We start from the raw sequence: 15,150 nt of genomic DNA, 5'->3' as shown, positions 1-15,150 counted from the left end.
GGTCGGGTCAGGGGACCGCGGGGGTTCCGCCTGGTCTCGTGGGAAGCCCTGCGTCGTTCCATGCGCGGAAGCCGCCTATGAGATCGGTGGCGTTGTGCAGGCCCAGGCGTTTGACGTCTCGGGCGGCCAGGGACGACGCATAGCCTTCGTTGCAGAAGACGATCACTGTCGTGTCTTCGGTGAAGCCGGGGAGGCGGTGATCGCCGTGGGGGTCCAGGCGCCACTCGAGGTGGATGCGCTCGACTGGGATCGCGCCAGGAATCTCGCCTTCCTCGGCGCGGTTGGCGAAGGGGCGGATGTCGATCAGCAGGGCGCCGTCCTGGCGTAGTCGATCGGCGTCGGCTGGGTCGAGACGGTCCAAAGTGGACCTTGCCTGGGCTAGTTGGTCGTCAATTGCGCTCATCGGGTTGCTCGCTGTGTCGGGAGAGTCGGAATGCTGTCGGGAACGTCGCGGAGACTGACGTAGTCGCGGGTGGGCACCAAAGGCGGTGAGTAGGCGTGCACGCTCGCCGCCGGCTGAGCGCCGAGGTTCTGCACTTGGTGGGCGCGCCCCGCGCCGAAGGCGACCACCGATCCCTGGGTGTGCAGGGTGTTGCGGATCGGGCCCGCCGGGTAGCGGAAGGTCTCGGCCAGTTCGCCCATAGCGACCGCGAACGATCCTGCGGCGCCGCCGTGGTCGTGGGGGACGGTGCCTTGGCCGGGTAGCCACGACAAGAGCCACACCTCAACCTCTTCGGTGACGGCGACGCGCGTCCACCAGCGCAGCGGGCTGGAGAACCGGACCACCTCGACCAATCGGCTCAACAGGCGGTTGGCGACGGCTGAGGTGAGAGTGCGCAACTCCGCAGGCGTCCACAGTGGATGGCGAGGGCGGATCAGGCCGCGCAGGGTTGGAGAGTCGAGACGGGGGTGAATGTCGAGATCGGCGATCGTGGAAGTCAAGGCGAGGCTCCTCGTTCGTGCCAATTGATGACAGCGAAACGCGGCACGCCGAGACGGGAGTCAGCGACTGAGGGTTCCAGCGGGCCGCGTGGCGGTACAGCCGCACGAGGCCACCAACTTGTGGTCGATCGTGCGGTCGCGCCACGGGAACAGCGACCTGGTCACGTGGTCATCGTGGCACGGTGCGCGACGGCTCGCCTCGTGTCCCACGTCGTGGACTTTGGCGGGCGCGGATGCGGAATCGGGCTACGGCGTGGCCCGGGGAGCGCGGAGAACCAGCAGGGTTCGGGGTGGGAGGGGGACTTTGTCGCTGGGGTTGTGGGGGTTTCGGGTGGCTGGGGTGCCTTGCGGGGTGTTGGTGTCGAGGGTGGGGATGAAGCTGTCGCCATAGGTGGGGTCGGGGAGGGTGAAGTCGGTCGGTTCGGCACCCGCGTGGACGAGGAGGAGCCAGGAGTCGTCGGCTATGGGGTCGCCTTCGCGGGTGTGGGAGAGACACTCGGAGCCGTCGATCCACATGCCGAGGGTGCGGCGGGACTCGTCGAACCAGTCGGGGTCGGTCATGGGGGTGCCGTCGGGGCGGAACCACACCAGGTCCGGTTCGCCCGACTTGGTGGGGCGTCCGTCGAAGAACTCGGGTTGGCGGAGGGCGGGGGACGCGGCTCGCAGGGAGATCAGGTTTCGGGTGAAGGCGAGCAGGGCTTCAGTGCGGGGGGTGCTTGTCCAGTCGAGCCACGATGTCTGGTTGTCCAGGCAGTATGGGTTGTTGTTGCCGTGTTGGGTGCGCCAGCGTTCGTCGCCCGCGGTGAGCAGGGGGGTGCCGGTGGAGAGCAGCAGGGTGCTCAGCAGGTTGCGGGCTTGGCGGTCGCGGAGTTCGAGCACGCCTGGGTCGGTGGTTTCGCCTTCGACGCCGCAGTTCCATGAGCGGTTGTCGTTGGTGCCGTCGGCGCCGTGTTCACCGTTCTCGTGGTTGTGTTTGTGGTCGTAGGAGACCAGGTCGCGCAGGGTGAAGCCGTCGTGGGCGGTGATGAAGTTGATCGACGCCCACGGACGCCTGCGGTTGCCTGAGTACAGGTCTGAGGAGCCGGACAGCCGGTAGGCCAGGTCGCGGAGGCCGGTGGCGCCGCGCCAGAAGTCTCGGGTGGTGTCGCGGTAGCGGCCGTTCCACTCGGCCCACTGGACGCCGAAGCCGCCGACTCGGTAGCCGTCGCCGGTGGCGTCCCAGGGTTCGGCGATCAGCTTGCGCGTGGCGAGGACTGGGTCGGTGGTGATCGCGGTCAGCAGAGGCGCTTCGGCCTGAAAGGGGCCGCCCGCGGGACGGCCGAGGATGCTGGCGAGGTCCAGGCGGAACCCGTCGACTCCCAGTTCCGTCGCGAAGTACCGCATCGAGTCGGTGACCAGCCGCACCACTGTGGGCGAGCCCGCGTCGACCGTGTTCCCGCAGCCGGTGAGGTCGACGTCGTGCCCGGTGTCGTCGAGCAAGTAGTAGGCGGGCGCGTCCAGACCGCGCAACGACACCGTGGGGCCGTTGACCGCGCCCTCGCAGGTGTGGTTGTAGACGACGTCGACGATCACCTCGATGCCTGCCGCGTGCAGCGCGGCGACCATGGTGCGGAACTCCTCGACCTCGCGGCCGCGGCGGGAGGAGTAGCCGGGGTGGGGGGCGAGGAAGCCGAGCGTCGAGTAACCCCAATAGTTGTGTCTGCCGGACCGCAGTAGCAGGGGCTCGTCGGCGAAGCTGTGGACCGGCAGCAACTCCACCGCGGTTACCCCGAGCCGCACCAGATAGTCGATGACTGCCGGGTGCGCGAGGCCGAGATAGGTCCCGCGCTGTTCTTTCGGCACGTCCGGGTGCAGTTTGGTGAAGCCGCGAACGTGCAGTTCGTAGATCACCGTCTCCTCGAACGGCACCTCCGGCGCCCGGCCGGTGTCCGGGCCGCCCGGTGAGGTGACCACCGACAGCGGCACCGACCCCAGCGAGTCGATCCGCGACGGCGGGCCGGTCATCGGGTCGCCCCGGTAGCCGCGGGTGGCGCCGAGGTCGGTGACGGCGCCCTCGATCCGCCGGGTGTACGGGTCGACCAGCAGCTTGGTCGGGTTGCACCGCAGACCGCGCCCGGGGTCGTAGGGCCCGTGGACGCGGTAGCCGTAGCGCTGACCAGGGGTGACTCCCGGTACGACGCCGTGCCACACATCGAAAGTCCGCTCGGGCAGCTCGACGCGCCGCTCGACGTCGCCCTCGCCGATCAGACAGACCTCGACCGCGTCGGCGACCGACGACGCCACCGCGAACCGCACCCCACCCGCCTCGGGGTGCGCGCCGAGCGGGAAGGGATGACCTGGCAGCGGACGCGGCGAGGAAGGGGTCACCCGTCCATCCTGCCCACGATCATCGGTTGGCGCCTCCGACGGGTGACCCCCGACGCCCCCGGTCACGGCGGGACAAAGGCAGAATGTCCGCCGTGACCGCGCACCTTGACGCCAGCACCGCCCCGGACGCTCCCGACGACCTGGTTGTGCACCTGGCGGACGTCGGCGTCCGCCGCGGCAGCACCGATCTCCTCAAAGGGGTGAACTGGAGCGTCGAGCTCGACGAGCGGTGGGTGGTCCTCGGCGGCAACGGTGCGGGCAAGACCACGCTGCTGCGGCTCGCGGGCGCGGAACTGCACCCGACCACCGGCGTCGTCCACGTCCTCGGTGACCGGCTCGGCAAGGTCGACGTCTTCGAGCTCCGGACCCGAATCGGCTTTTGCTCGGCCGCGCTCGCCGGTCGCGTCCCCGCCGACGAACTGGTCCTCGACGTCGTCGTCTCCGCCGGTTACGCGGTCCTTGGCCGCTGGCGCGAGCAGTACGACCAGCTCGACACCGGCCGCGCGGCCGAGTTGCTCAAGGCCATGGGCATCGCCCACCTGGCCGACCGGCTCTTCGGCACCCTCTCCGAAGGAGAGCGTAAGCGCGCCATGATCGCTCGCGCGCTGATGACCGACCCTGAGCTGCTCTTGCTCGACGAGCCCGCCGCCGGTCTCGACCTCGGCGGCCGGGAAGACCTCGTGGCCCGCCTGTCGGAGCTGGCGCTCGACCCGGACGCCCCCGCGACCGTGCTCGTCACCCACCACGTCGAGGAGATCCCGCCCGGATTCACCCACCTGCTGCTGCTGTCGGCGGGCGGCGTGGTCGCGCAGGGCTTGATCGAAGATGTTCTGACCAGCGAAAACCTCTCGACCGCGTTCGGTCAGAACCTCGTCCTCGAACGGTCGGGCGACCGGTACTTCGCCCGCCGCGACGGCTGACGGCTGTACTGACAGGTAACCTTCGGCAAACAGACCGGTAGGAGGCTCCACCGTGGGTGAGTTCGTTCGGCTCGAGGTCGAGGACGGCATCGGCACCATCCGGCTCGACCGGCCGCCGATGAACGCCATCAACCGTCAGCTGCAGGCTGAGCTGCGGGTGGCCGCGCAGGAGGCGCGCGAGCGCGACGACGTCAAGGCGGTCATCGTCTACGGCGGTCCGAAGGTCTTCGCGGCGGGCGCCGACGTCAAGGAATTCGCGGAGATGTCCTACCCCGACATCGCCGACTACGCCCCCGAGTTGACCGGCTCGATCACCGCGATCGCCGAGCTGCCCAAGCCCACGGTCGCCGCGATCACCGGCTTCGCTCTCGGCGGCGGCTTCGAGCTGGCCCTGGCCTGCGACCGGCGGATCGCGGGTGACAACGCCAAGGTCGGCCAGCCGGAGATCCTGCTCGGCATCATTCCCGGCGCGGGCGGTACGCAGCGGCTGGCCCGGCTGATCGGGCCGAGCAAGACCAAGGACCTCGTGTACACCGGCCGGTTCGTCAAGGCCGATGAGGCGCTCGCGCTCGGCATGGTCGACGAGGTCGTCGCGCCTGACGACGTCTACGAGGCGGCCAAGCGCTGGGCCAGTCAGTTCACCCGGGGCGCGTCCCGCGCGCTCGCCGCGGCGAAGGCGGCCATCGACGGCGGCCTGGACAACGACCTCGCCAGCGGCCTCAAGTTGGAGACCAATCTCTTCGCGGCCCTGTTCGCCACCGAGGACCGCGAGACCGGACTGCGCTCGTTCATCGAGAACGGACCAGGAAAGGCCGAGTTCAATGGCCGCTGACCCCACCCCGAACCCGCACGCCACAGCCGCGCAGGTCGAGGCCGCGTTCGCCGATCCCAAGCTCGCCAACGTGCTCTACCACGACTGGGAAGCGGGCACGTACGACGAGAAGTGGTCGATCTCCTACGACGAGCGCTGCATCGACTACGCCGTCGGCCGCTTCAAGTCCGTCGCGGGCGACCAGGGCTGGCCGTACGAGCACGCCATGGAACTCGGCAGCGGCACCGGCTTCTTCCTGCTCAACCTGATGCAGGGCGGCGTGATCAAGAAGGGCTCGGTCACCGACCTGTCGCCCGGCATGGTCGAGGTCGCCCTGCGCAACGCCAAGGGCCTTGGGCTCGACGTGGACGGCCGGGTCGCCGACGCCGAGCGGATCCCGTATGACGACAACAGCTTCGACCTGGTCATCGGCCACGCCGTGCTGCACCACATCCCCGACATCCCGGCCGCGTTCCGCGAGATCCAGCGGGTGCTCAAGCCGGGCGGCCGGTTCGTCTTCGCGGGTGAGCCGACCAAGGTCGGCGACCGGTACGCGCGCAAGCTCGGCCAGGCGACCTGGTGGCTGACCACCAACGTCACCAAGCTCGCCGCGCTGCGCGACTGGCGCAGGCCGCAGGAGGAGCTCGACGAGTCGAGCCGGGCCGCCGCGCTCGAAGCCGTGGTCGACATCCACACCTTCGACCCGGCCGAGCTGGAGACGCAGGCCCGCGAGGCGGGCATGGTCGAGGTCAAGGCGGTGACCGAGGAGTTCGCCGCCGCGCTGTTCGGCTGGCCGGTGCGCACATTCGAGGCCGCCGTCCCGCGCGAGAAGCTGGGCTTCGGCTGGGGCATGTTCGCCTACAAGACCTGGCAGCGGCTGACGTGGCTCGATGAGCGGCTGCTGCGCAAGGTGCTGCCGCGCGAGCTGTTCTACAACGTGCTCATCAGCGGCCGCAAGCCGAACTGAGTGGGCTACGGGTTCACCCTCGGCGACATCGCGTTCCTGCGGTCGCCCGACGGGGTCGCGGCGGCGGCCGAGATCGCTCGGCTGCCGCTGACCTCCGCGTCCTATCTCGCCGACGTCGCCACCGCGCGCTCGCTGGCCGGTGAGCGCGCGCCCGCACTGCTGGAGACGGTGCTGCTGCGTCGGAAAGCAGTGTCCAAAGTAGACGATCCGGTGCGCTGGCTGTTCACCGACGCCGCCCTCCAACAGGCCACACCGACCCGGGTCGCGCGCCACCGCGCCCGCAGGCTCGCGGGCCGCCTCGCCCATGACGTGACCTGCTCGGTCGGGGTCGACCTCGCCGCTGTCGCCGAGACCGCCGAGCGAGCCGTCGGCTCCGATCTCGACCCCGTTCGGCTGGCCATGGCGCGCGGCAACGTGCCGGGTGTCCAGCTGGTCCAAGCCGACGCGCTGACCCCGGTCACCAGGTCCACCGCCGTGCTCGCCGACCCCGGCAGGCGCGACTCGTCGGGCCGCAGGCGGTGGCGGCCGGAGGACTTCGCGCCGCCGCTCAACGCCTTGGCCGACACCTATCGCGGCCGTGACCTCGCGGTGAAATGCGCGCCGGGCATCGACTTCGCCGACGTCCCGTGGGCCGACGAGGTCGAGATCGTCTCCCTCGACGGCGCCGTCCGCGAAGCCTGCCTGTGGACCGGTGGCCTGGCGACGACGGCGACGCGCCGGGCCAGCGTGCTGCGGTCCGACGGGACCGAATGGACGATCACCGACGAACAGGACGACGCGTGTCCCGTCTTGCCCGTCGATGAGTGGATCATCGACCCGGACGGCGCCGTGGTCCGCGCAGGCCTTGTCCGCCATTACGCGGCCGCTAACGGACTAGGTCAACTTGATGAGCGCATCGCCTACTTGACCGGGCCGGTTCCGCCTCCGGGCGTCCGCGCGTTCCGCGTGCTGGAGCACGGCAAATACACCGAGAAAGCGCTGCGCGCGGCCTTGGCCGGGCGGGGGATCGGCAGGCTGGAGATCCTGGTGCGCGGTCTCGACGTCGACCCCAACGCCTTGCGTCCCCGCCTCAAGCTGCGTGGCGACGGGGACGCCTCGGTCGTGCTGACCAGGATCGGCCGCTCGCCGGTGGCGATCCTCTGCGAGGCGGTCAGCGCAGCCGATCGAGGATGAACGCCCGCAGCCCGTCGACGTCGGTGTCTATCGCGACATCGATAGCGCGGGCGCCGTGCAGGTCGTTTTGCGTCCGGCGGCGGTGGTCGGCGATGACCGCGCCGCGCGCGGGCCCGAACGCGGTCTCCACCTGGACCGGCAGTCGCGCGGTCGACAGGATCCCCGGCTTGATCGCCTCGGCCACCGCCACGGCGTCGTGGATCACCAGCCCGTCGAAGCCCATCAACGCGCTGTAGTGCGCGCGATAGGTGGCCGTCAGACTCTCCAGCCCAGCACCCACGGGCCCGGACGCGGCCAGCTCGGCCAGCCAGTCCGCCTCGACCCGGCAGCGGTAGGTCAGGTCGATCGGGACGAGGACGGTCGGCAGGTCTTCCTCGACCAGCACCCGGTAGGCGGCCTCCGGATCGGACCAGACGTTGAACTCGGCCGCCGCGGTCGTGTTCCCGCCCGCCAGCCCGCCACCCATGATCACCAGCCGCTCGATCTTCGGCTTGACCTCCGGGTGTGTCGCCAGCAGCAGCGCGATGTTCGTCAGCGGCCCGATAGGCACCAGCGTCACCGGCTCCGGCGACTCGCGCAGGACCTTCGCCATCAGCGCCACCGCGGGCAGCGGCTCGACGCCACGCAGTCGCGTGGGCAGCGAATCAGCCTGGCCGGACAGCCCGTCCTCGCCGTGCGCGGCCTTGCCCTCCGAGGCCTGCGGGTGTACCAGCGGCCGCGCCGCCCCCACCGCGACCGGAACGTCCTCCCGGCCGCACAGCGCCAGCACCCGCAGCGCGTTGCGGGTGGTCGACTCCAGGCCGACGTTGCCGAACACCGTGGTCACCGCCAGCAGGTCGATATCGGCGGACCGGGCGGCCAGCGCGATGGCGAACGCGTCGTCGACGCCTGGATCCGTGTCGATGATCAGTCGAGTCATGCCACCACCCTTTCAGGCCCGCCCTACTGCTGAGTTAACGTCTTCTGCCATGACGTCGATGTGGGGCTCTCCGGTGTCCGACCGCCTCAAGTTCTGGTCCCCGGCCCGCCGGGACCCGGCCCAGGCGCGGTTCCTGACGAAGGAGTCGCTGCGCTGGGTGCTGCGCAACCGTGCGTACACGCCCTGGTACCTGGTTCGGTACTGGCGGCTGCTCAAGCTGCGCGTGACCAATCCGCATATCGTGCTGCGCGGCATGGTGTTTCTCGGCAAGGACGTCGAGATTCACGCCCGGCCTGGGTTCGGTCGGCTGGAGATCGGTCGGTGGGTGCACATCGGCGACGGCAACGCCATCCGCTGCCACGAGGGCTCGCTGCGCATCGGCGACAAGGCGGTGTTCGGGCGGCAGAATGTCGTCAACTGCTATCTGGACATTGAGTTCGGTGACGCTTCGTTGGTGGCTGACTGGGTGTATATCTGCGACTTCGACCACGTCACGGCCGACATCCACCAGCCGATCAAGGACCAGGGCATCGTGAAGTCTCCGGTGCGCATCGGGCCGGACACGTGGATCTGCACCAAGGTCACCGTCACCAAGGGAACCCGGATCGGCAGGGGCTGTGTCATCGGCGCGCACGCGGTCGTGCGCGGCGAGATCCCGGACTTCGCCATCGCCGCGGGCATGCCCGCGAAGGTCGTCCGCAGCAGGCTCGACGCCTACGAGGCCGACGCCGTGCGCCGGGCCGCGATCGCCGACATGGAACGCAAGGCACGTAAAGCCCTATTGAAGTCGCTGGAGCACTAAGCGAGGAACGCGTTGCCTGTGGCGATCTTTGGACGCCCGAGCGGCGCGTGGGCGCCCGCGTCGGCCTTGGCGTAGACCTCGGCGGTTTGGGTGGCGATCAGGTCCCAGTCGAAGTCGACGGCCAGGCGGGCCTTGGCCAGCTTCGCCCGGCGGCGGGCGCCGGTCGGGTCGTCCAGCACGCGGCGGACGGCGGTGGACAGGCCGTCCAGGTCGCCAGGGGTGAAGGACAGGCCGGTCTCGCCTTCGATGACGACCTCGCCCAAGCCGCCCGCGGTCGAGGCCACCAGGGGTGCGCCTGCCGCGGCGGCCTCCAGGGCGACTATGCCGAAGGGCTCGTAGCGGCTGGGCAGGACTACCGAGTCGGCTGCGGCGAGTAGGGCGCCTAGGTCGCGGTCGGAGAGGTGTCCGGCGAAGTCGATCGCGCGGCGGACGCGCAGCTTGCGGGCCAGTTCTTCCAGTGCGGGCGCGTAGGTGCCGCGGCCGGCCACGACCAGTCGGGTGCCGGGATGTGTGCGGCGGATCCGGGGCAGCGCGCCGATGATGTCCTGGACGCCCTTCTCCCACTCCAGCCTGCCGAAGAACAGCAGCAGTGGCGCGTTGTACGGGCTGTGGGAGGCACGGGACGTTCGGACGGCGGCGGGCGGTACGCGCCAGCTTCGCGGTTCGATGCCGTTGTGGATGACGGTGATCGTGTCCGGCTCGACCTCGAAGAGGTGGGCGACCTCGGCGCGCATCGCTGACGAGCAGGTGATCAGGGCGTCGGCTCGGTTCGCCAGCCACCATTCGACCGAGTGCACCTGCTGGTTCAGTGGCTGCGACAGCCAGCCGCTGTGTCTGCCTGCCTCGGTGGCATGCACGGTCGCGACCAGCGGGACCCGCGCGTGCTCGGCCAGGGCGACGGCCGGGTGGGTCACCAGCCAGTCGTGGGCGTGCACCACCTCGGGGCGCCACTCGCTGAGCAGTGACAGACCGGCGCGGATCATCGCGTGGCCCATCGCCAGGGTCCAGGCGACCAGATCCTTCTCGAACACCAGGTGCGTCGGGTCCTCGGCTACCCGGATCACCCGGACGCCGTCGTGCGTGCCGTCCTCGGTGGGGTGGGTCTCGGCGTCGGTGCCCGCCTCGTGCCTGCACAGCACGACCACGTCATGTCCCTGGCCCGCCAGGTGGCGGGCGATCGCGTGCACGTGCCTGCCCAGCCCCCCGACCACGACCGGGGGGTACTCCCAGGACAGCATCAGCACGCGCATCGAGCGAAATCCTCGCATTCGGGTCTGGCGAACCCTACTCGTCGGTACCTAAGTGCCTGGCGTCGAGTCCGGTGAAGGGACCGTCTTCGCCGGCGAGCTCGGCCGCCCTGGCTGACGCGCGGTCGCGCGCGCCGGACCGCACCAGGCCCGCCAGCTCGGCGTATCGCTCGCCGTGCGTCTTGGCCCGCCGACGAGCGTAGTCAGCCGCCGAGTCCTTGGTGACCATGAACGCCCAGTCGCTCGACAGGGCCAGCAGGGCCTCGCGGACCACCTGGTCCAGCACGGCGTCGCGGTCGGCTGACCTGTGCCTATCGATCAAGTCGAGCAGGTCGCGCTGGAGTTCGGCGCCCGCGTGGACCAGGTCGGCCACCTGTTCGCCGTCCCACACCCGCCAGTCCTTGCCCGAGCCCCACGACGACGCGGGCAGGTCGACTCGGCCGCCGAGGTGGCCCGCGTCGAGCGACCCGCGCAGAGACGTCACCCGCACGCCTGCCTCGGGCAGTGCGCGCAGCACCTTCTCCAGCCAGACCGGGCCCTCGTGCCACCAGTGCCCATACAACTCAGTGTCATAGGCGGACACCACGAGTCCGGGCTTCCCGTGCTGGTCACGCAGGGTCTTGAGGCGCCGGACCACCGTGTCGACGAAGTCGGCGACGTGCCGATCGATGGACTGCGCGGCCAGGGCGGGCTCGTAGGGCCGCTTGTCCTCGGGGGGATGTGCCTGCCGGTGACCCGCGACGGCTTGAGGCCCGACGGGTGGTCGTAGGTGTGGAAGTCGCGGTAGGCGGGGTCGCCGGGGTAGCTGGCCTTGGGCGACCAGACCCGGTAGGTGACCTCCAGGTCGCGGCCGAAGCAGACGACGTCGGAGTCGCCGACGGTTCGCGCGGCGGAGGTGTCGCCGTGCAGCGCGGGGCCGTCAACCAGGAACCGGCGCACGCCCGCCGCCGCGTACCCGGCCTCCATGCCCGGCGCGTACCCGCACTCCGGCGCCCAGATGCCCTCCGGCCGCTGGCCGACGCGCGCGGCGGTGTCGTCCAGGCCGGTGCGCAGGGCGAACGCGCGCAGCCGGGGGTCGAGCAGCGGCTGGAACGGGTGGGTGGCGGGTCCACCGATCAGCTCGATCACACCGCTGTCGACCAGCGGACGCAGGACCGGCGAGAACCCGCCGCGCCAGTGGGTCTCGAACTCGGTCAGCGCGGCGGCCGACGCGCGGAACTCGGCCGCGGCGACCTCCCGAAGCAGCGGGTCGGCGCTCTGCCAGCGGACCGCCGCGTACTGGGCGCGCAGGTTCCAGTTGCCCAGCCAGTCGTGCACGCCGCGCAGTGCGTACGGGTCGTCGAGCTGGGCGGCCAGGACCGGGGTGATCCCGAGGGTGAACATGTCGCGCTTGCCCTCGGCGGCGAACCGGCGGGCCAGGTCGACCACGGGCAGATAGGAGTGTGCCCACGCCTGGTAGAGCCACTCCTCGCCGACCGGCCACGTGCCGTGGTGCGGCAGCCAGGGCAGGTGGCTGTGCAGTACCAACGCGAAACTGCCGATCGGCTCGGTCATGCGCGCGCGATCCCGACCAGGTCGAGGCTGGCGTCGGCCGGGAAATCATCGTCGTCGGCACGTTTGATGGTGAAGTCCGTAGCCTCGACCGAGGTCACCGCGGCCATCAGCTCGTCGGACCACGGCAGGCCCGCGACGGCGACCTCGATCTGGGCGTCGATGATCGACCCGCCCAGCGCCGCGTCCAGTTCGCGCAGCCGCGGCCCGTGGTGCACCCCGCCGAGGAACTCCACCTCGAACCCGGCGCCGCGCAGCAACTCGTCCATCTCCGCGGCCGACAGCTCACGGGTGTGAAACGGGTTGAGCGGGGTGTCCCGGCCGGGGGAGAACGTGATCCGGTTCGGCGTGGTGATCAGCAGCCGACCGCCGGGGCGCAGCACCCTGCGGCATTCGGCAAGAAAGCCTTCTTGGTCCCACAGGTGCTCGATGACCTGCAGGTTCGCCACTACGTCGACCGAGCCCGAACGCAGCGGCAGCGCGGCGAGGTTGCCCCTTAGCGTGCGCACCGACGGGTACACCTTGGCCACGTGGGCCGCGGTCAGCTCGTCGTAGTCCAAGCCGACGACCAGCCGTGCGCGTTCGGCGAGAAGGTCGGCGCCATAGCCCTCACCGCAGCCCGCTTCGAGCACGACGGCGTCGGCGCAGTAGTGCGCGAGGTCGAGATACGCGACCTCGTGCCGCCTGAACCAGTAATTCTCCTGCGCGATGCCGGGGACCGTGCGCTCGCCGGTGAGCGGCAGCGCGTCGGCCGGGCTCGGGTAGTCGGTGGCCACCCGGGCACGGTATCCGATGCCCTACCAGCCAGTACGGGTCAGGGCTTGCGGCCCAGCCCGCCCGCGATGCAGTACTGGACCTCGTCGAGCGGCTTGACCTGAGGGCCGTCCGGCCACCACTCCGCGCACAGCGTCACGCCCGGGTCGATCATCTCCAGGCCGGGGAACATGTCCTCGATCGCGTCCTGGGTGCGGAACAGGCCGGTGCCCATGGGGCTGTGGATGAACACGTCCTCCATCCGCCGGGCCAGCGCGCTGTGCTCGGTGGTCAGCGGGTCGAGGAAGTGGCTGATGCCGACGATCGAGCCGGAGGGCAGGGCGTCGATGTAGGCCTTCATGATGTCGGAGGGGGCGCGCTCACCGTCGTAGTGGTGAATGGTGCCCATCTGGAACAGCGCGATCGGCTGGGTGAAGTCGAGGTGCCTGCGCACGGTCTCGTCGGCGAGGATGCGCTCGGGCTCGAAGATGTCCTCGGCGATGAAGTGCGTCTGCTCGTTCTCCTCCAGCAGCGCGCGGCCGTGGGCGAGGACGACCGGGTCGTTGTCGACGTAGACGACGACCGAGTCCGGCTCGATGCGCTGGGCGACTTGGTGGGTGTTCTCCGCGGTCGGCAGGCCGGAACCCAGGTCAAGGTACTGCTTGATCCCGGTCTGGTTGGCGATGAACCGGGTGGCGCGGATCAGGAACGCGCGGTTGTCATAGGCCAGCTGAGCGGCCTCCGGCGCCACGGCCTTGACCCGCCGGAACACCTCGCGGTCGATTTCGTAATTGTCCTTGCCGTTGAGGAACGCGTCGTAGACTCTCGCGATGCTTGCCTTCGATGTGTCGATGTAGACAGGAACATCACGTTCGGTCTGCTGCGCGTCAGTCGACATACTGTCCTCACAGAGCGTCGTGGATCATGGACGTTGCGGAGTCAAGGAGTACCCTCACCTTAGGGGTGTGGGCAAGGTGTGCCCAGGTCGGGTTAACACTCGGGAGTCGCGAAGGGACGGAGCGTGGCCGAGCGCCGCAATGACGGGCAGAGCACTGGCCCGACCGCGCGCAGGATCGTGCTCGGCTCCCAGCTCCGGAAACTGCGCGAGAAGGCCGAGGTCAGCCGGGGCGACGCGGGCTACACAATCCGCGGCTCCGAATCGAAGATCAGCCGGATGGAACTGGGCCGCGTCGGGTTCAAGGAACGCGACGTCGAAGACCTGCTGACCATGTACGGCGTCACCGACGCGCTGGAGCGCGAGCAATTCCTCGCCCTGGTCAAGCAGTCCAACGAGCCGGGCTGGTGGCACCGCTACAGCGACCTGATGCCCAACTGGTTCACCGACTACGTCGGGCTGGAGGAGTCGGCCTCCCGCATCCAGACCTGTGAACTGCAGTTCGTGCCCGGTCTGCTGCAGACCGAGGAGTACACGCGGGTGCTGGCCAGCCATGGCCGCCCGGAGCGCGCCTCCGACGAGACCGAGCGCCGGGTCACCCTGCGCATGTCGCGGCAGAAGGTCCTCCACCGCACCGACGCGCCGAAGCTGTGGGCCGTCATCGACGAGTCGGTGCTGCATCGCCCGATCGGCGGCCAGCGGGTGCTGCGCGACCAGATCGACCACCTGCTCGAGGTCACCCGCCTGCCCAACATCACCCTGCAGGTCGTGCCCTTCGCCCTGTCCGGGTACGCGGCGGAGACGTCGTTCACCATGCTCCGATTCACCGAGCCGGAGCTGCCCGACCTGGTCTACGTCGAGCACCTCGGCGGCGCGGTCTACCTCGACCGCCGCGAGGAGATCGAGCTGTACAGCCGGGTCGTCGACCGCCTGGCGGTCGACTCCGAGACGCCCAACCGCTCGCGCCAGATCCTCGCGAAGCGCCGCGCGGAGATCTGACCGCCCGAAGAACACCCACTCGCAGTGTGTGATCGACACGATCGGATGCACGTGCATTTGCTAGATCGGTCACCCGTGTTACGGTCGTCACGTTCAAATGCACGTGCATCTGCATCGTGAGGACGTCGGGAGGCGAGGTCAGATGACCGAGATCCGCAACGGAGTGTCCGCAGCACTGGTAACCGGCGCCCGCTGGCGCAAGGGAAGTCGCAGCGGCGCGGTCGGCAACTGTGTCGAGGTTTCGCCGGTCGGCGACGGCCGCACCGCCATCCGCGACTCGAAGGCACCCTCGGGCCCGACGCTGGTGTTCCACGGCCAGGTCATCCGCTCGTTCGCCACCGCCGCGCGCGGCGGCGTGCTGCGCATGCCCACCGCCGAGACCTACCTGCGCAGGCTCGTGGCCCGCGGCTACGACTTCCTGCACCCGCGCGACGCCAAGGGCGAGATCGCCGCTGTCGTCGGCGTGCGCGCACACAACAACGTCATCGACGTCATTCGGCTGCACGCCGAGGACAACGCGATCGCCTCGCGCCTGCCCTCCGACGCCGCCGACGTGCTCAACCCCAGCGACGTGCTCTGGCAGCGCGCAGGCTGGGCCACCGACGTACTCCGCGACCTGATCGCCCTCCCGGACGACCGCACCCCCGGCGCCATGTCCCGCCCACGAGGCGAGACCTCGGCCGCGGGCTGCTGGATCCCCACGGCCCCCGGCCGCGCGAAATGGCTTCCCGCGACGGCCTGACCCTTGGCGTCGTTGCGACAGTGCTGACCGGCGCGCCCCGGTCAGCAGCGAAGGCCACCTTC

The 15,150-nt window shown here is 70.0% G+C and carries 14 protein-coding genes and 1 pseudogene; 7 read left to right on the top strand and 8 right to left on the bottom strand.

Features of this window, described 5'->3' with window-relative positions; genetic code table 11:
- Positions 1-7: 7 nt before the first annotated feature.
- From BN1701_RS18440 to glgX, 3 genes are all read right to left on the bottom strand, one after another.
- The gene (locus BN1701_RS18440) at positions 8-403 is read right to left on the bottom strand and encodes a rhodanese-like domain-containing protein (RefSeq protein ID WP_054050508.1); all 396 of its coding nucleotides are present in this window, start codon (positions 401-403) and stop codon (positions 8-10) included.
- Entirely contained in the window at positions 400-942 is a 543-nt protein-coding gene (locus BN1701_RS18435) for a cysteine dioxygenase family protein (RefSeq protein ID WP_054050506.1), read from the bottom strand. Before BN1701_RS18435 ends, BN1701_RS18440 begins: the two co-directional genes overlap by 4 nt.
- A 246-nt stretch (positions 943-1,188) precedes the next feature.
- Positions 1,189-3,309, bottom strand: a complete 2,121-nt coding sequence (glgX, locus tag BN1701_RS18430; RefSeq protein ID WP_054050505.1) for a glycogen debranching protein GlgX — start codon at positions 3,307-3,309, stop codon at positions 1,189-1,191.
- 83 nt (positions 3,310-3,392) lie between these two features.
- Here glgX and BN1701_RS18425 point away from each other — a divergent pair, with 83 nt between their 5' ends.
- The 4 genes from BN1701_RS18425 to BN1701_RS18410 are packed head-to-tail and all read left to right on the top strand — an operon-like array spanning position 3,393 to position 7,180.
- Complete coding sequence (locus BN1701_RS18425) at positions 3,393-4,229, top strand: ABC transporter ATP-binding protein (RefSeq protein WP_054050503.1); 837 nt, start codon at positions 3,393-3,395, stop codon at positions 4,227-4,229.
- Positions 4,230-4,281: 52 nt separating this feature from the next.
- Positions 4,282-5,061 (top strand): enoyl-CoA hydratase/isomerase family protein, encoded by a 780-nt coding sequence (locus tag BN1701_RS18420; RefSeq protein WP_054050501.1) that lies wholly within the window; start codon positions 4,282-4,284, stop codon positions 5,059-5,061.
- The gene (locus BN1701_RS18415) at positions 5,051-6,007 is read left to right on the top strand and encodes a class I SAM-dependent methyltransferase (protein ID WP_054050499.1); all 957 of its coding nucleotides are present in this window, start codon (positions 5,051-5,053) and stop codon (positions 6,005-6,007) included. Before BN1701_RS18420 ends, BN1701_RS18415 begins: the two co-directional genes overlap by 11 nt.
- Positions 6,008-7,180, top strand: a complete 1,173-nt coding sequence (locus BN1701_RS18410; RefSeq protein WP_054050497.1) for a hypothetical protein — start codon at positions 6,008-6,010, stop codon at positions 7,178-7,180.
- Here the strand turns inward: BN1701_RS18410 and BN1701_RS18405 are convergent.
- Positions 7,158-8,099, bottom strand: coding sequence for a nucleoside hydrolase (locus tag BN1701_RS18405; protein ID WP_054050495.1), 942 nt, complete (start codon positions 8,097-8,099; stop codon positions 7,158-7,160). The genes BN1701_RS18410 and BN1701_RS18405 overlap by 23 nt on opposite strands.
- A gap of 49 nt (positions 8,100-8,148) precedes the next feature.
- Between BN1701_RS18405 and BN1701_RS18400 the strand changes: the two genes are divergently transcribed.
- On the top strand, positions 8,149-8,901 hold the full coding sequence (locus BN1701_RS18400) for an acyltransferase (RefSeq protein ID WP_054050493.1): 753 nt from the start codon (positions 8,149-8,151) through the stop codon (positions 8,899-8,901).
- Here BN1701_RS18400 and BN1701_RS18395 read toward each other — a convergent pair.
- The 4 genes and pseudogenes from BN1701_RS18395 to BN1701_RS18380 all read right to left on the bottom strand — a co-directional run bounded on the left by BN1701_RS18395 (position 8,898) and on the right by BN1701_RS18380 (position 13,350).
- Complete coding sequence (locus BN1701_RS18395) at positions 8,898-10,151, bottom strand: glycosyltransferase family 4 protein (RefSeq protein WP_054050491.1); 1,254 nt, start codon at positions 10,149-10,151, stop codon at positions 8,898-8,900. The two genes, BN1701_RS18400 and BN1701_RS18395, sit on opposite strands and share 4 nt — an antisense overlap.
- Positions 10,152-10,185: 34 nt before the next feature.
- Positions 10,186-11,702: pseudogene (locus BN1701_RS18390) on the bottom strand (1,4-alpha-glucan branching protein domain-containing protein).
- Positions 11,699-12,475, bottom strand: coding sequence for a class I SAM-dependent methyltransferase (locus BN1701_RS18385; RefSeq protein WP_054050489.1), 777 nt, complete (start codon positions 12,473-12,475; stop codon positions 11,699-11,701). Before BN1701_RS18385 ends, BN1701_RS18390 begins: the two are co-directional and overlap by 4 nt.
- Positions 12,476-12,513: 38 nt before the next feature.
- The gene (locus BN1701_RS18380; RefSeq protein WP_054050487.1) at positions 12,514-13,350 is read right to left on the bottom strand and encodes an SAM-dependent methyltransferase; all 837 of its coding nucleotides are present in this window, start codon (positions 13,348-13,350) and stop codon (positions 12,514-12,516) included.
- A gap of 123 nt (positions 13,351-13,473) precedes the next feature.
- Between BN1701_RS18380 and BN1701_RS18375 the strand changes: the two genes are divergently transcribed.
- Both BN1701_RS18375 and BN1701_RS36875 read left to right on the top strand, forming a co-directional pair.
- On the top strand, positions 13,474-14,346 hold the full coding sequence (locus tag BN1701_RS18375; RefSeq protein ID WP_054050485.1) for a helix-turn-helix transcriptional regulator: 873 nt from the start codon (positions 13,474-13,476) through the stop codon (positions 14,344-14,346).
- Between the two features lie 142 nt (positions 14,347-14,488).
- Positions 14,489-15,088, top strand: a complete 600-nt coding sequence (locus BN1701_RS36875) for a DUF397 domain-containing protein (RefSeq protein WP_197672111.1) — start codon at positions 14,489-14,491, stop codon at positions 15,086-15,088.
- Positions 15,089-15,150 lie beyond the last annotated feature (62 nt).

Origin of the sequence: Alloactinosynnema sp. L-07 (genome assembly GCF_900070365.1) — a bacterium.
Classification (GTDB): domain Bacteria; phylum Actinomycetota; class Actinomycetes; order Mycobacteriales; family Pseudonocardiaceae; genus Actinokineospora.
Note: the sequence above shows the minus strand (reverse complement) of the source record. Positions and strands in the feature narration are given on the sequence as shown.